The following is a 23,785-nucleotide window of genomic DNA, read 5'->3' as shown; positions in this document are numbered from 1 at the left end:
ATGGCTTTACTGGAAATCAAGAATCTTGGAATTTCGTTTGGCGGCCTGCGCGCCGTAGATAATTTCAGCATCACCATTGAGAAGGGGCAGCTTTATGGTCTCATCGGTCCCAACGGAGCAGGTAAAACCACAATCTTTAACCTTTTAACGGGTGTATATAAGCCAAATACTGGCACCATTCTTTTGGATGGGGAGAACATAACAGGAAAAAAGACAGTGGAAATCAACCGCACCGGAATTGCAAGGACCTTTCAGAATATCCGTCTGTTTAAGGAATTGACGGTTCTTGATAACGTGAAAACAGGCCTGCACAATCATTATTCCTATGGAACGGTTACAGGGATCCTCCGTCTGCCAAAATATTTTAAAGTGGAAAAAGAGATGGATGAACGGGCCGTTGAACTTTTGAACGTGTTTGGTCTTGAAGGTGAAAAGGATATTCTTGCTTCCAATCTTCCATATGGAAAGCAGAGAAAGCTGGAGATAGCCCGTGCCCTTGCAACCAGTCCCAAACTCTTGCTCCTTGATGAGCCGGCTGCCGGCATGAATCCCAACGAAACCTCAGAGCTTATGGACACCATACGCTTTGTAAGGGATAACTTTGATATGACCATCCTGTTAATTGAACATGATATGAAGCTTGTCTCCGGTATCTGTGAAAGGCTGACCGTACTGAATTTCGGCCAGGTCCTCACCCAGGGTAAGACGGCGGATGTGCTCAATGATCCGGAAGTCATTAAGGCATATCTGGGAGAATAAGGAGGCTTATGGCATGGCAATACTTGAAGTAAATAATCTGGAAGTTTATTATGGCGTCATAAAGGCGCTTAAGGATATATCCTTTGAAGTAAAGGAAGGAGAGATCGTAGCTCTGATCGGTGCGAACGGTGCGGGAAAGACCACAACTCTTCATACCATAACCGGTCTTATAAAAGCAGCCTCCGGCACGATACAGTTTGACGGCCATGATATTACAAAGATAAGGGGCGATAAAATTGTAGGCATGGGAATGGCTCATGTTCCGGAAGGACGGCGCGTTTTTGCTGCGTTGACTGTTTATGAAAATTTAAAACTGGGTGCCTACACAAGACGGGATAAAAATGAGATTGAAGAAACCCTTCAGATGATCTACAAGCGTTTTCCCAGGCTTTTAGAGAGAAAAAACCAGCCTGCAGGAACCCTAAGCGGTGGTGAGCAGCAGATGCTGGCCATGGGCCGGGCACTGATGAGCCATCCAAAGGTGATTGTACTGGACGAGCCGTCAATGGGACTTTCTCCGATTTACGTCAATGAAATTTTCGATATCATTCAGGAAATCAACAAATCAGGAACCACAGTCCTGCTGGTTGAGCAGAACGCCAAAAAAGCTTTGTCCATTGCAAACCGCGCTTATGTTCTGGAAACAGGTGCGATTGTTTTAAGCGGGGATGCCAATGAATTAATGAACAATGACTCTGTAAAGAAAGCATATCTAAGCGAATAATTTAACGAAATCGTTGCGGCAGATTAAAAACCCCGGAATTTCACGTATTAGACATACAGGAAATTCCGGGGTTCTTTCGATTGTTATTTGTTTGCAAATTCATGATCCTGCAAGGTATCCCTTAAATGATAGGGAAAGCGGATCGTAACCACCGTCCCTTCCTTGGGTTCACTGACATAAATCAGCCCGTATTCCTTACCATACTGCATCTGGATTCTTTCCTTGATATTTTTAATGCCAATCTGATTGAATTTGTTGCTTTTGACCTTAGAGGAATTGATTTCTTCCAGAACAGAGTCCTCCATACCGGCTCCGTTGTCTGTGATTCTTATATATAATTTGCCATTTTCCTGAAAGCTTTCAATGCCTATCCTATAGTTCTTATCCATATCATCAAAGCCATGTATAATGGAATTTTCTATCAGAGGCTGGATGCAAAAGGGAATGATAATACATTCCAGCGTATCTTCCGCGATCTTGTACTCTACTTCAAAGTAGTTACCGTAACGGTATTTCTGTATACCAATATACCGCCGGATACTTTCCACTTCATCCTTTAGCAGTGCGGAAGTTGTATCCTGCTTTAAATTATACTTTAAAAGGTTGGTAAGGTCACTGGTCATTTCGGCAACATTTGTAATATTCTGCATGGTGGCCAGCCATCGTATGGAATCCAGGGTGTTGTATAAAAAATGAGGATTGATCTGTGACTGGAGGATTTTGAATTCAAGAGAGGATTTGCGTTTCTGCTCCTGAAGTTCATTGATAAAGTAACTGTTCAGCTTGTCAAGCATCATGTTAAAAGTAACACCCAGATTTCCTACCTCATCTCTGGAATCCATTTGTACACGAAGAGAAAAATCACCGCCCTTGATCTTATAGCAGGCATCGCTGAGGGCCTTGATGGGACGGGTGATCTTGCCCGTGAGCCAAAGGCCGTAAATAAGACTGGTTATACAGGAAATGATGATGATAATGACCGCATAATAGGTTATTTTCTTTGTATTGCGGATCAAATGCTGTGTCTGAATGATGCGTATAATACTCCAGTCAGCAATCTTGATGGGATTGGAAACAATGGTACTGTCCAGATTAAAAACCTTTCCCTCCAGGCTATAGCTGGTTGAGGTATCCAGGAGCTGGGGATATTGTTTGAGTACCGGCTCATAAGACGTATAATAGGGAAAATTAAACAGAATTTCACCGTCAGAATTAATGACCAGCGTCTTTTCATCCGACAGAATGGTACTGAGCATAAACATCTCCTGTATGTAATTGTAATTTAAATCCATGATTAAGAGTCCAAGGAATTGTTGTTCCCGGTTCATAAGCGGCCTGATGAAGGAGATGACCTTTTTATCAGCAGAATCTCTGGCAGCATTATGAAAATGTGTGGTGAACCATTGGCCTTCCGAGCTGATAACCTGTATGTTTTCCATGTAACTTCCATAATACTCTGGCAGCAGATGGGTTTCTGTCCCGTAGTCTGTACTTAATATGGTGGAATCAGGCTTCATCAGGGAGATATGGGAGATAAATGGCTGCATCTCCAGTATGTTATTCAGATTTTCGCTTATTTTGCCGGCTGACTGGGGGCTCTGTCCGGATAAGTATTCCTGAATTTCTTCATTATCAAACAGATAGGTGGAGGTGGCCTGGATCAGATTAATGATCAAGTCAAATTGTGAACGGATCTTGTTGCTGGCAAGCAGATTGTTCTGTATCTCGTTCTTTTTCAGTTCCCTGTAAAACGTATAATTGACAAAGGTCAAAGACAAAACTAGGAAAAATGTAGAAAGGACGAACACTCCTATAAATATTTTTGTCGAAATTTTCTTAATATGCATCACATACCTCCGAAATTTATGGTATACTATTCACTAAATTAACTTATTGTACCATGTTTGATTGTCTTTAGGGAAGCGGGAAAATAATATGAAGCGGGTATTGATTGTAGATGATGAGTTTTTGGTCCGTATGGGACTAAAGATGACTCTGGACTGGAAGTCTTATGGGTATGAGATTGCAGCAGAGGCCAGCAGTGCAGAAGAAGCTTTGGAGATCATGGAGCATGAACCAATTGATATTCTGATGACGGATATCAAGATGCAGGGGATGAACGGTCTGGATTTAATTGAAAAAGCAAAAACAAAATATGCAGACATCCAATCCGTTATTTTTACGAATCATGATGATTTTAATTTTGCAAGGCGGGCCATGGAAATGGGTGCTGAAAAGTATATTTTAAAGTCGGAGATCTCACCGGACAGCCTGTTATCATCCCTGGTCAATCTGTCAGGGGAATCGGAAGGATCACACCGTATGGGACATTCTGTCAAAAAGATGGAAGAAAAATATCTAGATGAGCAGTTACTTAAGCTGAAACTCTCCGGTGTACCGGAAAATGTTTCGGACAATCCTTATATGAACCATATGTTTTGCGAGGAATCTTATATGATCATCATCGGTCACTGCAGCATTAATTCCCTGCCGGATGGCTCCGTCAGCATGCTGATTGAAACAGTTATGAATCTTGTTTCCAAATTTTTTTGCCACAGCGTTGCACGGTATATCATTTTAAAGGATCTTTTTTGTTTTGGGGTCATATATCATGAGGAAAGAAATGAGTACCCCAGAGAACTGATGGAGGACAGGGGAGCATCAATTATAAAAAATACAGTTCAGTATTTTAACGCGGATATCAATATGGGGATCAGCAGAGCCGGGACAAAAGAACGTTTCCATCAGATGTTTCAGGAGGCGGAAACCGCGCGGCTGAAAGGATTTTTTCATAACGGCAATGTGTGGACGTACGATGAGACATTGAAGCTTCCCAGGGGAGAGCATATTCGGGTCAGTGCCCGGAAGATCAAAGAACTGGTGGAAAGGGCGGAGAAGGAACCATTGGCGGAGTATATGGATTCCATTTTCCGAAAACTGAAAGATTCCGGAGACTACCGAATGGTGACTGAGGTATTTATTGACCTGCTTTCCATCTCCAAATCCCTTCTGGAAAATTACGATACCAGAAATATTCCCGGGCTGAATCCGTTAAAGTTTGATTATCACAATCTTTACTCAATGTCCCATATGAATCATGTCCGGATGTATGCAATGGATGTGTATATGGCGATATGGGATTTTTTCCATAACAGGAAGAGCCCCTACAGCGGACTGATTAAGGAATGTATTGGCTTTATTGAAGAGAACTATTCTCAGAATATTACTTTAGACAATGCTGCGGCAGCGGTGAATATCAGCAGCAGCTATTTGTCGTTTATTTTTAAGCAGGAAACCGGAATCAACTTCAGCGTGTATCTGACTAATTACCGGATAGAAATGTCAAAAAAACTGATCCTCAAATCTAACATGAAAATATATGAAATTGCAGATCAGGTAGGTTTTGGAAGTCCCTATTATTTCAGTAAGGTGTTTAAAGAGATTGTAGGAATGACTTGCAAAGAGTTTAAGAACCGTATATAGAATGGAAAGGGCGCCGTTTAAGAACAGGCGCCTTTTTTATTTGGACAATCATAACATTTTTCATATTTTCGTAAGATATTTCTAAAAAAAATAACAACTGCGCCTATCAGTAAGATTGTTAATTAAACCTCAAAATATTTTGTTAATTATAGTATAATTATTCATTTATTTAACAACTGTATTCGTGTAATATTTACATATAAAAAAGAGGAGGTTAGATCAACGTGAAAAAAAGCAATATAAAAAAATGGATATCCTTTGGAATGGCAGGCATTATGACGGCAGGTGCCCTGATGGGGTGCAGCAGCTCCGGATCAGGGACAGCTAAGGTTTCGGCAACAACTCAGGGGGCAGAAGCGCCCCAGGAACCTTCCGCAGCAGGAACAGAAGTGCAGTCTCAAACAGCAGAAGAAAATTTTGACTGGAAGAAGTTTGCCGGAACAACGCTGAAGGTAAATATGGTACAGCACAGTGTGGCTGAGGCCATTGTAACCAAGATACCGGAATTTGAGGAACTGACCGGAATCAAAGTTGAACATTCCATTACACCGGAAGCCAACTATTTTGATAAGGTGTCTACGGCTCTTGCCAGCAGGACCGGTGAACCGGATTTATTCATGTCAGGTGCTTATCAGCTTTGGGATTATTCAGCGGCAGGTTATGTATACGACTTAAATAAATTTTTAAATGCTCCGGACAAGGTGGCCCCTGGGTATGATTTTGCAGATTTATATCCCAGCGCGGTATCCGCTCTCCAATGGGACGGAGTTCCGGGACATGCTGTCGGTTCCGGTGCCCAGCTGGGGCTTCCGCTGGCCATAGAGATTTACAGCCTTGCATATAACAAGAGAGCCTTTGAACAGGCGGGAATTGAGGTTCCTAAGACCTATGACGAGCTGCTGGCTGCCTGTGACAAGCTTCAGGGCTGGAATGGACCGGATTCTTATGCCATGACCGTCCGCGGGGCAAGAGACTGGGGAACCATTCATCCAGGGTACATGAGCACATATGCAAATTTCGGAGCCAAGGATTTTGCCATTGAGGATGACCGGCTGGTGTCTAAGGTAAATTCACCGGAGGCAGTGGCAATGACGGAATTCTGGGTAGACATGATCAAGAGGGGCGGATCTCCGTCATGGTCCAGATATACGTGGTATGAGTGCGGCGCAGACTTGGGAGCCGGCAAAGCGGCCATGATGTTTGAAGCGGATAATACCGGGATTCATCAGGACTGGGAAGGCGCTTCGGCAGAGGCAGGCAATCTGGCATGGACTGTGATGCCCTTAGCAAAGGAAGGAAACACACCCAATTCAAATTTCTGGACATGGTCCATGGCAATGAATGCGGATACAAAGAATGCGGATGCAGCATGGTATTTTATGATGTATTTTACCAGCAAGGATTTTGCTCTATATGCAGTGACCGAAAAAAATGCTCTTGACCCGGCACGTACCTCCGTGATCAATTCACCGGTATTCCTAAAAAAGATGGAGAGTCACGAGGGGTATATTGATACGTTTGAAAAGACCATCGGATCAACGACCATCCGCTTTACCCCCCAGCCCTATTTCTTTGAGACGACCACTTTGTGGGCAACGACTCTGCAGGAACTGGTAGCAGGGAATTATGCCTCTGTTCAGGAAGGCATGGACAGTTTAAAAGAGAAACAGGATAAGGTAGTAGAAGACATAGTTATCTCCGACTATGAATAAGCTGTGTGAATTTTTAGAAAGGAGGGGCAGGTTTGGCTCATAGAACACCGAAGGAAATCAATTATCATGAAATTCCGGCCCATGTACGCAGGCGGCCGTACTATATCATCGCTCCGGGCTTACTGATCCTGATTGGGATCATGATTCCATTTGCCATAGCAATATTTTTATCGCTGACAAATTACTCATTTAAAAATCCGAATTTTAAGTTCATCTTTTTGCGAAACTGGATTCGGGTGTATCAGGACCCTGATTTTTACCATTCCTTATGGGTAACCATCAAATATGGATTTATTGCAACGGGAACTCAGATGATCCTTGGGTCTGTGGTTGCGATCCTGCTTCGGAAGGATACCAGGTTTACCAGGATTTTAAAGGTTGTTTTCACCTTTCCGCTGATGGTGGCTCCGGCCATTGCAGTGCTTATCTGGCAGCTGATGACTTCCAATTCGGTGGGCGTGCTGGAAAAGTTTTTAAACCTGTTTGGTGTGTACGGATTTAAGTGGGCAGCATCCCAGGAAACGGCCATGTTCACTGCGGTGCTGATAGATACCTGGGTAAATACTCCCTTCGTGCTGTTACTGGTTTTGGCAGGGCTTCAGTCTCTGCCAAAATCTCCCTTTGAAGCAGCCGAGGTAGATGGGGCCAGCTCGTGGTTCATCTTTAAAACATTAACCTTTCCCATGCTTAAGCCATTTATGTATATCGCTCTTTTATTCCGATTGATGGCGGCACTCCAGGAATTCGGCATTATATTTGCGCTGACGAAAGGCGGACCGGGAAATACACTTATGAACATTTCACTGACAGGCTATATTACAGGATTCCAATTCCAGAAGCTGGGATATGCACTTCCCTACCTGCTGACCCTTTGGGTGATTGTCAATGTTACGGCCAGCTTTCTTGTAAACAGGCAGCGTAAGATGGCAAAGCAGGCCCAGGGATATTAATTCAGAAAGGACGACAATGATGGAGCATTCCATTGAAACTGCAAAACAAAGAAACAGGCTGAAAGAAGCAGCCAGGGAAACCGGACGCAATCTGGGGCTTGTCCTGTACGCCCTGTATGCCCTGTTCCCCCTTATCTGGATGCTGATCTGTACGTTTAAAAGCGATACGGAAATGTACAATACAGTTTTTATTTTCCGGCCCACACTTGCCAATTATCAGGCGGTTTTGCTGGGAACGGATTATGTCCGGGCTTTTTTTCAGAATATGATTGTTTCCGGCGGGGCGGTGCTGCTTACAGTAGTGGCGGGCGTACCGGCGGCATATGCACTGGCCCGGTATGACTTCCGGAAAAAGGATGATATTGCATTCCAGATCTTATCGTTTAAGTTTGCGCCGGAGATCATGGTGATACTGCCGATTTTCCTGATCTTTCAAAAGATCGGTCTGTATGATACATATTTTGGTTTGATTTGGGTGTATCAGCTGATCACCATGCCTCTTCTCATCTGGGTGGTGAGGGGATATTTTGAGGATATCAGCGTGGAGGTGGAGCAGGCTGCTTCACTGGATGGATACTGCTGGTATGAGGTATTTTTAAAGACCTTGCTGCCTCTGATCAAACCGGGGCTGGTTGCCTCAGGGCTTCTGGCATTTATTTTCGCATGGAACAGTTTTACGTTCCCGCTGATCTTAAGCGGTTTCAGGATCCAGACCCTTACCATTACATCCCTTCGGTATATTTCTTCTGAAACAGTACATTACGGGCAGGTGGCCGTAGCCGCCACCGTAGCCGTTTTACCGGAGATCGTCGCTTGTCTGTTTATTCAGAAGCATTTGGTAAGAGGGCTCAGCTTCGGCGCTGTAAAAGGATAAGGAGGACAGGAGATTGGCAGAAATAGAACTGATTAACGTTACAAAAAAATACGGATCAAAAACAGCGGTGGACGGGGTCAGCCTGACTGTAAAAGACAATGAATTCTTTGTATTGTTTGGTCCCGCCGGGGCAGGGAAGACTTCTCTGCTCAAGGTGATCGCAGGAATTGAATTTCCCCAGGAGGGGCTGGTGAAAATAGACGGGGTGGTTGTAAACCATGTGGAGCCTATGAACCGGAACGTATCCATGGTATTTGAGAATTATGCCCTTTATCCCCATTTCAATGTTTATGATAATATTGCTTCCCCCATGAGAAGCAGGCTCTATAAACAAAGCGAGGAATTTATCCGAACCGAGGTGAACCGGGTCACTGGGATGATGAGAATCAACCATTTACTGGAGCGGAAGCCCAGCCAGCTTTCCAATGGACAGCGGCAGCGTGTAGCGATCGGGCGTGGATTGGTAAGAAAACCCAATGTATTTCTCATGGATGAACCCTTAGCCCATTTGGATGCCAAGCTCCGCCATTTTATGCGGCGGGAGTTAAAGGAAATGCAGAGCAATTTTAATACCACAACCATCTATGTGACCCACGATTACATGGAAGCTATGTCTTTGGCAGACCGGATCGCTGTGGTTCATGATGGGAGGATCGTACAGACCGGAAGTGCTGTAGAGATGTATTATCTTCCCCGCAACGAGTTTGTTGCAAGGCTGTTCGGAGAACCTGAGATCAACATATTTCCGGGTGCTTTTAAGCTCAGTGGAAATCTGGGACTGATTGATGCCTTTGATCAGGACTCTGTCCTGGAGGTGACCCCCGATGTGATTGACCATATATCCTCCCTGGATGGGAAGCAGATTGATGTGGGGATCCGGGGCTGTGACATCGCCTTTTGCTTTGAAAAACAGGACAGTTCCTGGATCAGAGCCTCAGTTTATGCAAATGAACCCATTGGAAATAAGGTCATTATGACGGTTCTGGCAGGCGAAAACAAATTGGAGGTGGTTGCACCCAATGATACCAGGGCTTTCATTGACCAGGAGGTCTATTTAAAATTCAATATGGCGAATGCCCTCTATTTCGACCATTCCTCAAAGGAATTGATCACAAGAGCAGGAAGACAGAAATATGAGGCAAAGAGTCAGATCGGAGGTCAATGATATGGCAGAACTGGTGCTTAAAAATGTCTATAAGCGGTATGACAATAAGGAGAAAAAGAAAGAGGCAGACGGATATGCTGTCAATGACCTTTCTTTCCGCTGTGAAGATGGGGAATTCATTGGGATCCTGGGGCCTTCGGGGTGTGGTAAATCCACAACCTTAAGGATGCTGGCAGGACTGGAGGAGATCACCTCCGGAGATGTATACATCGGCAAAACGCGCATGAATCATCTGCTGCCCAAGGACCGTGGAATTGGTCTGGCTTTCGAAGATTATGCCCTGTATCCGCCTCTGACCGTATATGAGAATCTGGCTTTTAATATGAGGGCAAAGAAAAAGACAGAAGAGGAAATCGGAAAAGAGATCGGCCGTGTTGCCCCTCTGCTTAAAGTGGAAGACCTGCTGCAGATGAAACCGGCTGCCTTGTCGGGGGGGCAGAAGCAAAGGGTCAATATAGCCAGGGCCATTATCCGGCGCCCGGGGCTTTTGCTTCTGGATGAGCCTTTGAGTCATTTGGATGGGAAAATGCGGCAGATGCTCAGGCAGGAGATAAAGAGGATGCATCATGAGATCAAATGCACGACCATTATCGTGACTCATGACCAGATCGAAGCGATGTCCATGGCAGATAAAATTGTCATTATGAAGGAGGGGAAACTCCAGCAAATGGGAACTCCCCTGGAGGTATACGATGATCCTGCCAACGAGTTCGTAGCCGGATTTATCGGAGAACCGCCCATGAACCTGATGCCGTCGGTCATTAAAATGGAAGGGAAAGGTTATTATTTTACATTTGAAAACAGCGGGTTAAAAGTTATGGTACCTGACCGTTATAAGGCGGTGGTTCATGAAGGACTGAAGGTTACCTTGGGTGTCCGGCCGGTGGATGTTCTGATTTCCCAAGATCCGGCTACCAGCACACCGGTACCAGTAGCCGTCTTTGAAAATATGGGGGATGAACGCAGGATCAGCCTCCGGGTGGGTGAAAACCTGTTAAGCATTACCACCACAGAGGATGTGTATTATGAGAAAGGCGATGAGGTCTATTTAAAATTTAATTCAGAAAAGACCCATCTGTTTGATGAAAACACCGGGGACCGAATCCGTGTATAATAAGAATGGAGGATTTTTAATATGAGTATTCCGAAAACAATGAAGGCACTTGTTGCATATTCCAAAGATGACTACCGTTTTGAACCGGCCTATCCAACGCCGGAATGCGGTCCGGATGACGTTATCATCAAGACGGAAGGCTGCGGAATCTGCGCGGGTGACTTGAAATGCAGTCACGGAGCAGCCATGTTCTGGGGAGATGAGCTCCAGCCTTCCTGGGTAAAACCGCCTTTTATTCCGGGACACGAGTTTTTAGGTGAAATTGCAGAATTGGGAGAGAACGTGAAAGATTTCCAGATCGGAGACCGGGTGACTGCTGATCAGATCAAGCCCTGCGGAGAATGTAAATTCTGTAAATCAGGCCGTTACTGGATGTGCCAGCCTCATGATATCTTCGGTTTTCAGCATACCAACAACGGTGGTATGGCAGAGTATGTCAGATATCCAAAAGGTTCTGTAATACATCAGGTACCAAAGGATATGCCCTTTGAGGATGCGCTTTTAATCGAACCTTATGCCTGCTCCAAGCATTGTGTGGACCGGGGGCAGATCGGTTGTGAGGATGTTGTGGTAATTTCAGGGGCCGGAACCCTGGGACTTGGGATGGTTACCTATGCCCGAATGAAAAATCCAGCGAAACTGATCGTACTTGATATGATGGATGACAGACTGGTAAAGGCGAAGGAATTTGGTGCTGATCTGGTGCTGAATCCAGGGAAAACGGATGTAGTGAAAGCGGTCATGGATTTAACAGAAGGTTATGGGTGTGATATCTATATCGAAGCTACCGGCCATCCTTCCAGCGTGGTTCAGGGACTTTCCATGATCAGAAAGCTGGGACGCTTTGTGGAATTCAGTGTATTTGCAGAGCCTGCCACCGTGGATTGGTCCATCATCGGAGACCGGAAGGAATTGGATATCGCAGGCGCCCATTTAAGCCCTTACTGCTATCCCTTTGTCATTGAAAACATAACCAACGGCAATTTAAAGACAACCGGTGTTATCAGAAACACATTTCCAATTGAAGAATGGGAAAAGGCATTTGAATTTGCCGGAGGTAAGTACGGTGACTTTAAGGTGGCGATTAAATTTTAATAAGATAAGGAAAGACTATGAACAGTCAAGGGGTTTATCGGTTAGGATTGTATGAAAAAAGTATGCCAGGGGAATTGTCCTTTGAGGGAAAGCTGAAGGCAGCGAAAGAAACGGGATATGACTTTATTGAAATGAGCATTGATGAAACCGAGGAGAAAATCAGCCGGCTCGATTTTAGTGATGCAAGGATTCTGATGCTTCAATCCCTTTCCCTGGATATTGGCATCCGGTTTGAATCCATCTGCTTTAGCGCCCAGCGAAAATTTCCGCTGGGCAGCCTTCTTGACGGGGCATCAGAGGCAGCTGTTATGCTTTTTAAAAAGTGTGTGGATTTTGCTGTGAAAATGGGAATACGCATCATCCAGGCCCAGGGGTATGATTGCTATTATGGGGAAACATCCTCAGAAGAAACCAGGGAGAGATTTCTGGATAATTTAAGGCTTTGCATGGAATATGCGTCTGCCCATGGAGTTACCGTCGGGTTTGAAACAATGGAAAATGACTTTATGAATACCGTTGAAAAAGCCATGATTTATGTAGAGTGGGCAAGCGTACCCTATCTTTCCGTATATCCGGACGTTGGAAACATATGGAACGGGACCGATGATATATACCGGGATTTAGAATGCGGCCGCAGTCATATCTGCTCGGTTCATTTAAAGGAAACTCTGCCAGGAAGGTACCGGGAGATTCCATATGGGGAGGGCCAGGTGGATTTTGAAAAGGTCATTCAAAAGACCAGACAGTTAGGTATTCACCGGTATGTAGCGGAATTCTGGTATACGGGCGAAGAGGATTACCTGGTAACTCTTAAAAAAAACAACCTGTTTTTAAAAGGGTATCTGGATGCTGCTTACGCAGAGGAGGTATGATATGAAACAATATGTAATGGGCCTGGATAACGGAGGTACCATGACAAAGGCTGCTTTATTTGACCTTAAGGGAAATCAGATCAGTGCTTTTTCGGACAGTACGCCAGTTGAAACTCCGAAATCCGGTTATACGGAGCGGGATATGGACCTGCTGTGGGAGAGCAACCTTCTTTGTATGAAGGGAGCTGTGGAAAATGCCGGCATCAATCCTGCAGATATCATCGGGGTATCCGTGTGCGGTCACGGCAAAGGCCTGTACGCCTGGGGCAGGGATGACCGCCCGGCCTGCAGGGGAATCGTATCCACGGATACCAGAGCGTGGGAATATACGGAAAGGTGGTATAAGAGCGGAGTCTTTGACCATGTGTACGGGCGGATATGCCAGAAACTGATGCCCTGTCAGCAGGCAGCCCTGCTTGCCTGGCTGAAAGACCATGACAGAGACACTTATGACAATATCAAATGGGTGTTTTCCGTGAAGGACTATATCCGTTTCCGGCTCACCGGGGAAGCATATTGTGAAGCCACCGATATTTCCGGTTCTGGCCTTCTCAATGTGCGGGATAAGGTGTTTGACAGAGAACTATTGGAGAGCTATGGGATCGGAGAGGTGTTTGAAAAGCTGGCTCCCCTGAAATATTCCTATGATCTGTGCGGGACGCTGACTGGTGAAGTAGCGGAAAGAACCGGTCTTTTGGAAGGAACACCTGTAGCAGGAGGGATGTTTGACATTGATGCCTGCGCCATTGCAATGGATATCACAAAGCCGGAACGCTTATGCACCATTGCAGGTACCTGGAGTATCAATGAATTTATTGCAGAGGAACCGGTGCTCCATGGCCCGGTTGCCATGAATTCCCTGTTTGCCATACCTGGGTATTATCTCATCGAAGAGTGCAGCGCCACCTCCGCAGGAAACTTAGAATGGTGTATGGAACATCTGATTGATTTTCACGGGATGCTGGAAGGAGAAAGTAAATATAACTTTTTAAGCCGTCAGGTCCAGTCGGTTTTGCCGGAAGAATGCGATGTATATTTCCTGCCGTTCCTATACAGCTCCAATGCACACCCCCTAGGAAAGGGGAGTCTGGTAGGACTTACGACATACCATAAAAATCCCCATATTATCAGAGCTGTTTATGAAGGAGTCGTCTATTCTCATAAAACCCACATTGATAAGCTGCTTAAAGTAAGGGGAAAGCCGGAAGCCATCCGTATGGCAGGCGGGGTGGTGAACTCCCCTGCATGGGTTCAGATGTTTGCAGATATTCTGGGGATTCCCATTGAAACCATCAAAGCAAAGGAACTTGGAGCATTGGGCTGCGCCATGGCGGCAGCTGTGGCTGCAGGAAGCTTCTCAGATTATGAAGAAGCGGCCCGGAATATGGTTCATGTGGAAAAAAAGGTAATGCCTGATATGGAAAAACACAAAATTTATATGAAAAAATATGCAAAATATACGGCGGTCAAAGAGGCTCTTGACATGGCCTGGCCGTTGTTTACCGTATAAGGTGGAGGGCGATTTATGGATTTGGATATTGGTGCAATCAGAGATGCCATTGAAAACGGAAGAGCTTCTCTGGGGATTGAACTCGGTTCTACCAGGATCAAGGCTGTGCTGATCGGGGAAGATCATGTTCCTCTTGCCACCGGAGGCTATGACTGGGAAAACCGGTTTGAGGACAGGATCTGGACATACCGGCTGGAGGAAGTAAAAAAAGGGCTTACCGGCTGTTACCGCAGCCTGGCAGAGGATGTAAAGAATACATACGGTGTGGAACTGACTGTTTTAAGTTCCCTGGGTATCAGCGGAATGATGCACGGTTACCTGGTATTTGATAAGTGGGGGAAGCAGCTTGCTCCTTTCCGTACCTGGCGCAATACCATAACAGGAGAAGCTTCTGCCAGGCTGACGGAAACTTTTGATTATCCCATTCCCCAGAGATGGAGCATTGCCCACCTGTATCAGTCCATGCTGGATCAGGAAGATCATGTAAAAGATATAGGCTTTCTGACGACCTTGTCCGGTTATGTTCACTGGATTCTCACGGGACAAAAAGTACTGGGAATAGGGGATGCATCCGGGATGTTCCCCATGGATATCAAAACCCGGGATTATAACCGCCGGATGCTGGGCCAGTTTAACCAGCTTGCTGCAGATGCTGGTTATTCCTGGAGGCTTGCAGATATTCTGCCAAAGGTGCTAACCGCTGGGGAGCAAGCCGGTGTTCTGACGGCGGAAGGTGCCGGACTTCTGGATCCTTCCGGCCGGTTAAAGCAGGGAATTCCCCTTTGCCCTCCGGAAGGTGATGCAGGAACGGGCATGACGGCCACCAACAGTGTGAAACCTAGGACCGGCAATGTATCTGCCGGCACCAGTGTGTTCTCCATGATCGTACTTGAAAAGGAGCTGGCCCATGTTTACAAGGAAATTGACCTGGTCACCACCCCTGCCGGTGATCTGGTGGCAATGGTACATTGTAACAACTGTACCTCTGATTTAAACGCATGGGTATCTCTGTTTGGAGAATTTCTGGATTCCATGGGCTTTAAAGCAGAGGCCGGGCAGATTTTTTCGGTATTATATCATCTGGCATTGACAGGAGATAAGGACTGCGGAGGGCTTTTGTCCTACGGTTACTTAGCGGGGGAGCATATCACCGGATTTGACGAAGGTAGGCCCTTGTTCGTCCGCATGCCTGACAGCCGGTTCAATCTGGCCAATTTCATCAGGGTCCACCTGTTTACTTCTTTGGGTGCATTAAAAACAGGAATGGACATCCTTTTTAAGAAGGAAGGAGTAAAGCTGGATCTGCTGTTTGGTCACGGCGGCTTGTTTAAAACGAAAGGTGTGGGCCAGAGCGTGATGGCAGCGGCAATGAATGTACCGGTTTCTGTAATGGACACCGCAGGGGAAGGGGGCGCCTGGGGGATTGCGCTGCTGGCTTCCTATATGATTTACAGGGAAGAAGGGGAAACATTGGAGCATTATCTTGAAAACCGGGTGTTTTCCGGGGAGAGCGGGAATCAGGTAATGCCGGATGCCAGGGACACGGCTGGTTTTGAGGAATTTATGGAGCGCTATACCAGGGGACTTGCTGTAGAACGGGCGGCAGTGGAAGTGATGAAGCCTTTTCCCGTGAGCGGAACCAGGCTAAATCCCATTGATCGTATCAAATAAAGGAACCATAGGAAACGGTATAACAGGTAATAAGGATGGCAAGGAAAGCGTACCAGCGGCTTTGCCATCCTTCTTTTTTTCATCCTTACCGGCTTGAATAAAACGATAGAAGGGAACCGGAATGATAGGGAAAGATCCAATAAGCTGAGTGAAAAAGAAAAGGGAATAATCCGATCTCCCATGCATATAGTATAACAGCACAGAAGGGGGAATCTTTATGGACAATTATAACGTATACAATGATATCAAAGCCCGAACAAACGGAGAAATCTACATTGGAGTTGTAGGGCCGGTAAGAACAGGAAAATCGACTTTTATCAAGCGTTTTATGGAATTAATGGTTCTGCCGGGCATGGAGGATGAACACCAGAAAACTCAGACAAGGGACGAACTGCCCCAAAGTGCGGCAGGAAAAACCATCATGACCACGGAACCAAAATTCATCCCCAAGGAAGCGGCCATCATCCGTCTGGGAGATGAGATCGAAACAAAAGTCCGCTTAATCGACTGTGTCGGCTTTATGGTAGACGGTGCTGCCGGCCATATTGAAAATGATGAAGAGCGGCTTGTAAAAACGCCCTGGTTTGATTATGAGATTCCTTTTACAAAAGCAGCTGAAATCGGAACCAGAAAGGTTATCAATGACCACTCCACCATTGGGGTAGTTATAACCACCGACGGTTCCATCGGGGAATTGAAGCGCCCTAACTACATAGCGGCAGAGGAACGTACCGTACAGGAACTGAAAAACCTGGGAAAGCCATTTATCATCCTGCTTAATTCTTCCAAACCATACTCTGATGAGACCATGGCCCTCTCAAAGGATATGAGCCAGAAATATGGAGTAACGGTCATGCCCATTAACTGCGAACAGTTAAAAAAGGATGACGTTAACAATATTCTGGACCGGGTATTAAAGGAATTCCCTGTGACGGAGATGGATTTCTTCATTCCGAAATGGTTGGAGATCCTTCCCGCAACCCACTGGCTGAAATCCCAGGTGATCCAGGTTGCAAAGGATATGGTGAAAAAAGTATCCCATATGAAGGACGTATCTTCAGATTTATTTGATGAATCCACAGACAGCGTCCGGTCCATTAAGATTCAGAAGATGAATATGGCAGACGGCAGCGTTGATCTTGCCATGGACGTGGATGACAGTTATTACTACCAGATTTTAAGTGATTATGTAGGGCTTCCTATTGAGGGAGAATATCAGTTGATGCAGACCTTAAGCGAGCTTGCAAAAATGAAAGCAGAATACGAAAAGGTCAACCAGGCCATGAGCCAGGTCCGATTCAAGGGTTATGGGATCGTGACCCCGGAAAGGTCAGAAATTATACTGGATGAACCGGAAGTCATCAAGCATGGAAATAAATACGGTGTAAAAATGCGGGCAGAGGCACCTTCCATTAATTTAATCAAGGCACATATCCAGACCGAAATCGCCCCCATCGTGGGAAGCGAACAGCAGGCAGAAGATCTGATCGCCTACATCAAGGAAAACGCAAGAGAAAGCGAAGAAGGAATATGGAATACCAACATTTTCGGAAAGTCCATTGAACAGATTGTAGAAGATGGCATTCAGGCCAAAGTCTCCCAGCTTACGGAAGACTGTCAAATAAAACTTCAGGACACCCTCCAAAAAATTATTAATGATAGTAATGGCGGTATGATTTGCATTATTATCTAAATTAATGGTATAATAGAAAAAACAGGTACAAAAGGAGGGCTTATATGAAATTAATGTTCATCGGCGCAGCCCGCGAGGTAACCGGGAGCTGTCATTATCTGGAAGCTGCCGGATTTAAAATCCTTGTGGACTGCGGCATGGAGCAGGGGATTGATAAATTTGAAAATGTGGATCTGCCGGTCAGCTATGCAGAAATTGATTACGTTTTATTGACCCATGCCCACATCGATCACGCAGGGATGCTTCCTTTTATCTATGCAAGAGGCTTCCGGGGACAGGTGATATCTACTGTGGCAACCGCCGACCTTTGCGGCATTATGCTGAAAGACAGCGCCCATATACAGGAATCGGAAGCGGAATGGAAGAACAGAAAGGCCCGGCGGGCGGGACTCCCGGAAGAAGAACCATTGTATGGGGTTAACGATGCCATGGGTGTGCTGGAGCTGTTTCATTCCTACGATTACAATGAAAAGGTGGAGCTGGAGGATGGCATTACAATCCGCTTTATTGATGTAGGCCATCTGCTTGGTTCCGCCTCTATTGAAATGTGGATCACGGAAGGGAGAGACTCAAAAAAAATTGTATTTTCCGGTGATATAGGCAACAAAAACAAACCCTTGATCCGCGACCCCGAGTACATAAAGGAAGCAGATTACGTGGTCATGGAATGCACCTATGGTGACCGGCTTCACGGTGTGATACCGGATCATGTTTCCATCCTTGCCGGCATTGTCCAGAAAACCCTGGACAGAGGCGGAAACGTGGTGATACCGGCTTTTGCAGTGGGAAGAACCCAGGAGCTCCTTTATATGTTCCGCCGTATCAAGGCAGAGAAGCTGGTGGCCGGGCATAACGGGTTTGAGGTTTATGTCGACAGCCCTCTGGCAGTGGAAGCGACCCAAGTTTTTAAAGATAACCTGGTAGACTGCTATGATGAAGAAACAAAGGAACTGGTCATGAAAGGCATTAACCCCATTTCCTTTCCAGGACTGAAACTGTCGGTTACCAGCGAGGAATCCAAGAACATTAATTTTAATTCAAAACCAAAAGTGATCATATCAGCGGCAGGCATGTGTGATGCCGGCCGTATCCGCCATCACTTAAAGCATAATTTATGGAGACCGGAATGCACCATCGTTTTTACCGGATACCAGTCCATAGGGACTCTGGGAAGAAACCTGATTGATGGCTGCACCGAAGTACGGCTGTTTGGCGAAACCATTCAGGTGGAAGCCCATATAGAAAAGATGGATGGGATGAGTTCCCACGCAGATATGGAAGGATTGATTGCCTGGTTGAACGCATTTGAAGAAAAACCGCGACAAGTATTTCTGGTACACGGCGATGATGTGGTTTGCAACTCTTTTGAACAGCTCCTGGAGAAGGAGGGGTACAGGGTAAAAGCTCCTCACTCCGGTTCTGTTTATGATCTTTCCCTGGGCAGGTGGCTCAGTGAAACAGATGGCGTTGCAGTGGTCAAAGCGCCTGAGGTCTCAAAAAAACCAGTGGGTGTTTATGGAAGGCTTTTTGCTGCGGGCGAAAGGCTTTTGCAGGTTATCCGTCATAATGAAGGCGGAGCTAATAAAGATCTTGCCAAATTTGCAGATCAGATTAATTCTTTATGTGATAAATGGGATAGATAAGGAGAACATCAGAAAGTGACAAAAGTACTTTTATTTACCGACGGAGCTGCTAGAGGGAATCCTGACGGACCGGGAGGCTATGGTGCGGTTTTGCAGTTCACGGACTCCAAAGGGCAGCTCCACGAAAAAACCTTGTCAGCAGGATATGTAAAGACTACCAACAACCGAATGGAACTTATGGCAGCCATTGCAGGTCTGGAAGCTCTTACAAGACCCTGCCAGGTGGAACTGTACTCTGATTCCAAATATGTAACGGATGCCTTTAATCAGCACTGGATCGAAAACTGGGTAAAGAACAACTGGAAAAGGGGCAAAAGCGGTCCTGTTAAGAATATTGATTTATGGGAAAGGCTGTTAAAGGCCAAGGAACCCCATGAGGTCACCTTTCACTGGGTAAAGGGACATGCCGGCCACCCTCAGAATGAACGGTGCGACATGCTGGCTACAAGCGCTGCTGACGGAGATGACTTATTGGTGGACGAAGGGATATAAGCTTCCCAATATGGGAAAATTCCAAAAACTTACATATCTCTTACAATGTCTTACTAATTGCGGATTCCTATTTTCTTTCTTTTTTATTTGTGATATGTTAACTTTATCAAAACAGGTTAGGATGATATTTCATGAATAAAAATAGAGGAATTTGGATAGTGATCGGAAGCATTCTGGTCATTGGGATCCTTATAACCGTTGCTACTTCCTCCTTTGTGAAAAGTAGGGAGAATGTTACGGAACCCGCAGAAATCAGCGGACTTTCAACCACTGAAATTCCGGATTCTCCTGAAGCAGGGAACGGTTATGGCGGAGCACCGGAATTATTTTCTGGGGATATGGCTGCGCCCCAGGGTGTACCATCTGCAGGAGAGGAAGCGAAGCGGAAGAAAACCGATCCTGGTATCACTGCAAAAGCAGAGGCTGCACCGGAGAATCATTCACAGCCGGCGGAAGCCGGAACGCGGATGAAAATTGCTGCGGCTTCTGAACAGGCGGATACGGCTCCTCAGGCAGCAGAAAGCTTTAACGAGTCTCCCACTGAGGAAACTGTCATCTCTCCCATAAGTCCGGATACAAAAAACAGGCTGTATAGCACTGTTATTCCTTCGGAAGGTGCTGCTTATTATCAAAAGCATTTACTGGAACTGGATGCACAGATCAAAAAGATGCGGGAGGAGTCCGGAGATTCCAATACCTATTCCATGAAAGCCCTGGTGGAAAAAGAACTTAAGCTTTGGGACAGAGAGCAGAATGCCATTTATGCAGCTATTACGCAGGAATTGAACGACGAAGACAGAAAGGCTCTTGAAACATCGCAGCAGGAATGGATCAAAAGCAGGGACACAAAGGCAGAGGACGCAGCTAAAAAATACAGCGGAGGAAGCTTGGAAGAACTGGAATATACCGCTTCCCTGACTGAGTCCACAAGAGCAAGAGCCTATGATCTGGTGGCAGAATATATGAATGTCCTTTCTTCAGGAGAGGGCCGGTAAAAAGTACGGTATCTGCCGTACTTTTTTATTTCTTCAGAAAATGACCGGGTGAAGAGAGCTTATATTTCTTAATTGGTAAAAAAAATTCTATTGCAACATCTTGATAAATAAAATTCCTTATGATAGGATAGTAAAATGAGTGATACTATAAGAATTTTTGGGAGGAATAAAATATGACAGCTATAATTGCAAGTTTACTGGAGGCCGCAATCAAATTCCTTTTTTTCCTGTTTCTTGCATGGGGCGGAATCGTGTGCGGCAAGAAATACAGAGATCATAAGGATGCCGGGAATAACGGTACCGTGACGAAAGAGACAAAATAGCAAACGGAGGACAGTAACGTGAAGAACTACGGTGTGAATGAACTGAGGAGAATGTTCCTTGAATTTTTTGAAAGCAAGGAACATCTGGCGATGAAAAGCTTCTCCCTGGTTCCGCATAATGATAACAGCTTGTTGTTGATCAACTCGGGAATGGCTCCCCTTAAGCCATATTTTACAGGCCAGGAGATCCCGCCAAGAAGAAGGGTAACTACCTGTCAGAAGTGCATCCGGACAGGAGATATTGAAAACGTAGGCAAGACAGCCCGCCACGGCACCTTCTTTGAGATGCTGGGTAATTTTTCCTTTGGGGACTATTTTAAGGACGAGGCCATTCACTGGTCCTGGGAATTTCTGACCGGGGTGATCGGACTTGACCCGGACAGGCTGTATCCATCCGTATATCTGGAAGATGATGAGGCCTTCGAAATCTGGAATAAAAAGATCGGCATTGCCCCTGAGCGTATTTTCCGTTTTGGTAAAGCGGATAATTTCTGGGAACACGGTGCAGGTCCCTGCGGTCCATGTTCAGAGATTTATTATGACAGAGGGGAAAAGTATGGCTGCGGAAGTCCGGATTGTACCGTTGGCTGCGATTGTGACCGGTATATGGAAGTGTGGAATAATGTATTCACCCAGTTTGAAAACGACGGTCATGGAAACTATGAGGAATTAGCTCAGAAAAACATAGATACCGGTATGGGACTGGAGCGTCTTGCAGTGGTTGTCCAGGATGTGGATTCCATTTTTGATGTGGATACCATAAAAGCCCTTTTAAACCGTGTGGCTGCCCTGGCCCGTACAGAGTACAAAAAAAATGCGGATGTGGATGTATCCCTTCGTCTGATCACAGACCACGTACGTTCCTGTACTTTTATGATCTCTGACGGCATCATGCCTTCCAATGAGGGAAGAGGCTATGTTCTGCGCCGCCTCTTAAGAAGAGCTGCCCGCCATGGCAGACTTCTTGGCATCGAGGGTAAGTTCCTGGCAGACTTATCCACCACCGTCATTGAACTGTCCAAGGATGGGTATCCGGAACTGGAAGAGAAGAAAGCAATGATTCTGAAGGTTCTGACCCAGGAGGAGGATAAGTTCAATAAGACCATTGACCAGGGCCTTGCCATTCTGGGGGAACTGGAAGAGGAGATGGTAAAAAAGGGCGAAACCATTCTTTCCGGTGAGAACGCTTTTAAATTATATGATACGTATGGATTTCCTCTGGATCTGACTCTGGAAATTCTGGAAGAGAAGAATTTCGGAGTGGATGAGGAAGGCTTTAAGGCTGCCATGCAAAAGCAGAGGGAAACAGCCAGAAATGCAAGAAAAACCACCAATTACATGGGCGCCGACGTCACTGTTTATCAGTCCATTGATCCGGCTATTACAACGGAATTTATCGGCTATGACAAGTTAATCTGTGACTCTAAGATTCTTGTCCTTACCACAGATACTGACTTGGTTGAGGCTCTTACCGATGGAGAAACAGGAACCATAGTTACAGAGCAGACGGTATTTTACGGTACCATGGGCGGCCAGCAGGGTGATGTGGGCTATATTGTAAGTGACAGAGGCGAATTCAAGGTAGAAGAAACCATCCATTTGCAAGGCGGAAAGGTGGGCCATGTAGGGAAGATGGCTAAGGGAATGCTGCAGAGCGGAGACGTGGTCACCTTAAAGGTATGTGAAGGAAACCGCCAGAATACGGGAAAGAACCACAGTGCTACTCACCTTCTCCAGAAAGCTTTAAGAACAGTACTGGGCAGTCATGTAGAACAGGCCGGTTCCTTTGTGGATGGAGACAAACTGCGTTTTGACTTCACCCACTTCTCAGCCATGACACCTGAAGAGATTCGCCAGGTGGAAACTCTTGTAAATGAGAAAATCAAGGAATCTCTTCCTGTAAAAACGGAAATCATGACCTTAGAAGATGCAAAAAAATCAGGTGCCATGGCACTGTTTGGAGAAAAATACGGAGATACGGTCCGGGTAGTAAAAATGGGTGATTTTTCAACGGAGCTTTGCGGCGGCACCCATATTAACAATACGGGAGTCATTGGCTCCTTTAAGATTCTTTCGGAAACCGGTATCGCAGCCGGAGTCCGGAGAATTGAAGCCTTGACAGGAGACGGCCTGATGCATTATTATCAGGAAACCGAAAAAGAACTTCATGAAGCGGCAAAGGCTGCCAAAACAATGCCTTCAGCCCTTACATCAAAAATCGAGTCCCTATTAGATGAGATTAAGGCACTGCATTCTGAAAACGAAAAATTAAAAAGCAGGCTTGCAAAGGATTCTCTTGGAAATGTAATGGATCAGGTAAAAGAGGTCAAGGGAGTAAAGATCCTTGCAACAAAGGTGATGGATGTTGACATGAACGGACTTCGCAATCTTGGCGACCAGTTAAAAGAAAAATTAGGTGAGGGAGTCATTGTGATCGCCTCCATCCAGGATGATAAAGTGAATCTGATGGCTGCTGTTACGGATGAGGCGCAGAAAAAAGGAGCCCATGCCGGCAACTTAATCAAAGCCATTGCTTCCTTAGTTGGCGGCGGCGGCGGCGGCCGTCCCAATATGGCTCAGGCGGGAGGAAAGAATCCGTCAGGTGTGGAGGCATGCCTTGAGAAGGTTACGGAAGTTGTTGCGGAGCAGTTGAGCTGACCCTTCATTCATGTTGGTTTCTTTTTGTCGGATTGTATACATTTCGGAAAAA

Annotated in this window: 19 protein-coding genes; 18 read left to right on the top strand and 1 reads right to left on the bottom strand. The window is 45.8% G+C overall.

Features of this window, described 5'->3' with window-relative positions; all coding sequences use genetic code 11:
- The gene (locus CLOSA_RS10555) at positions 1–759 is read left to right on the top strand and encodes an ABC transporter ATP-binding protein (protein ID WP_013272757.1); all 759 of its coding nucleotides are present in this window, start codon (positions 1–3) and stop codon (positions 757–759) included.
- A 13-nt stretch (positions 760–772) separates the two neighbouring features.
- On the top strand, positions 773–1,483 hold the full coding sequence (locus tag CLOSA_RS10550; RefSeq protein WP_013272756.1) for an ABC transporter ATP-binding protein: 711 nt from the start codon (positions 773–775) through the stop codon (positions 1,481–1,483).
- Positions 1,484–1,566: 83 nt separating this feature from the next.
- On the opposite strand, the gene CLOSA_RS10545 is transcribed toward CLOSA_RS10550, so the two are convergent.
- A complete protein-coding gene (locus tag CLOSA_RS10545; RefSeq protein WP_013272755.1) occupies positions 1,567–3,330 on the bottom strand; it encodes a cache domain-containing sensor histidine kinase in 1,764 nt (587 codons plus the stop codon).
- A gap of 88 nt (positions 3,331–3,418) precedes the next feature.
- On the opposite strand from CLOSA_RS10545, the gene CLOSA_RS10540 reads away from it, so the two are divergent.
- The 16 genes from CLOSA_RS10540 to alaS all read left to right on the top strand — a co-directional run bounded on the left by CLOSA_RS10540 (position 3,419) and on the right by alaS (position 23,733).
- A complete protein-coding gene (locus CLOSA_RS10540) occupies positions 3,419–4,966 on the top strand; it encodes a response regulator transcription factor (RefSeq protein ID WP_013272754.1) in 1,548 nt (515 codons plus the stop codon).
- A 224-nt stretch (positions 4,967–5,190) separates the two neighbouring features.
- The gene (locus CLOSA_RS10535; RefSeq protein WP_013272753.1) at positions 5,191–6,678 is read left to right on the top strand and encodes an ABC transporter substrate-binding protein; all 1,488 of its coding nucleotides are present in this window, start codon (positions 5,191–5,193) and stop codon (positions 6,676–6,678) included.
- Positions 6,679–6,710: 32 nt separating this feature from the next.
- Positions 6,711–7,628, top strand: coding sequence for a carbohydrate ABC transporter permease (locus CLOSA_RS10530; protein ID WP_013272752.1), 918 nt, complete (start codon positions 6,711–6,713; stop codon positions 7,626–7,628).
- Positions 7,629–7,644: 16 nt separating this feature from the next.
- Positions 7,645–8,502, top strand: a complete 858-nt coding sequence (locus CLOSA_RS10525; RefSeq protein WP_013272751.1) for a carbohydrate ABC transporter permease — start codon at positions 7,645–7,647, stop codon at positions 8,500–8,502.
- 13 nt (positions 8,503–8,515) lie between these two features.
- Complete coding sequence (locus tag CLOSA_RS10520; RefSeq protein WP_013272750.1) at positions 8,516–9,667, top strand: ABC transporter ATP-binding protein; 1,152 nt, start codon at positions 8,516–8,518, stop codon at positions 9,665–9,667.
- Entirely contained in the window at positions 9,636–10,781 is a 1,146-nt protein-coding gene (locus CLOSA_RS10515; protein WP_242647794.1) for an ABC transporter ATP-binding protein, read from the top strand. Before CLOSA_RS10520 ends, CLOSA_RS10515 begins: the two co-directional genes overlap by 32 nt.
- Before the next feature lie 21 nt (positions 10,782–10,802).
- Entirely contained in the window at positions 10,803–11,876 is a 1,074-nt protein-coding gene (locus CLOSA_RS10510) for an erythritol/L-threitol dehydrogenase (protein WP_013272748.1), read from the top strand.
- A 17-nt stretch (positions 11,877–11,893) separates the two neighbouring features.
- Entirely contained in the window at positions 11,894–12,748 is an 855-nt protein-coding gene (locus CLOSA_RS10505) for an L-ribulose-5-phosphate 3-epimerase (RefSeq protein WP_013272747.1), read from the top strand.
- 1 nt (position 12,749) lies between these two features.
- Entirely contained in the window at positions 12,750–14,258 is a 1,509-nt protein-coding gene (locus CLOSA_RS10500) for an FGGY-family carbohydrate kinase (protein WP_013272746.1), read from the top strand.
- A gap of 15 nt (positions 14,259–14,273) precedes the next feature.
- Positions 14,274–15,929 carry a xylulokinase gene (locus CLOSA_RS10495; protein ID WP_013272745.1) on the top strand — a complete coding sequence of 552 codons (1,656 nt, stop codon included), beginning with the start codon at positions 14,274–14,276 and terminating at the stop codon, positions 15,927–15,929.
- Positions 15,930–16,146: 217 nt separating this feature from the next.
- On the top strand, positions 16,147–17,622 hold the full coding sequence (gene spoIVA, locus CLOSA_RS10490) for a stage IV sporulation protein A (protein ID WP_013272744.1): 1,476 nt from the start codon (positions 16,147–16,149) through the stop codon (positions 17,620–17,622).
- A gap of 44 nt (positions 17,623–17,666) precedes the next feature.
- A complete protein-coding gene (locus CLOSA_RS10485; RefSeq protein WP_013272743.1) occupies positions 17,667–19,265 on the top strand; it encodes an MBL fold metallo-hydrolase RNA specificity domain-containing protein in 1,599 nt (532 codons plus the stop codon).
- Positions 19,266–19,280: 15 nt separating this feature from the next.
- On the top strand, positions 19,281–19,757 hold the full coding sequence (rnhA, locus tag CLOSA_RS10480; protein ID WP_013272742.1) for a ribonuclease HI: 477 nt from the start codon (positions 19,281–19,283) through the stop codon (positions 19,755–19,757).
- 131 nt (positions 19,758–19,888) lie between these two features.
- Positions 19,889–20,752 (top strand): lysozyme inhibitor LprI family protein, encoded by an 864-nt coding sequence (locus CLOSA_RS21740; RefSeq protein ID WP_013272741.1) that lies wholly within the window; start codon positions 19,889–19,891, stop codon positions 20,750–20,752.
- A gap of 173 nt (positions 20,753–20,925) precedes the next feature.
- Positions 20,926–21,075 carry a hypothetical protein gene (locus tag CLOSA_RS22905; protein WP_013272740.1) on the top strand — a complete coding sequence of 50 codons (150 nt, stop codon included), beginning with the start codon at positions 20,926–20,928 and terminating at the stop codon, positions 21,073–21,075.
- Positions 21,076–21,126: 51 nt separating this feature from the next.
- A complete protein-coding gene (alaS, locus tag CLOSA_RS10470) occupies positions 21,127–23,733 on the top strand; it encodes an alanine--tRNA ligase (RefSeq protein WP_049791709.1) in 2,607 nt (868 codons plus the stop codon).
- The last annotated feature ends 52 nt before the right edge of the window (positions 23,734–23,785 follow it).

It is taken from the genome of [Clostridium] saccharolyticum WM1 (assembly GCF_000144625.1).
Taxonomy (GTDB): Bacteria; Bacillota; Clostridia; order Lachnospirales; family Lachnospiraceae; genus Lacrimispora; species Lacrimispora saccharolytica.
Note: the sequence above shows the minus strand (reverse complement) of the source record. Positions and strands in the feature narration are given on the sequence as shown.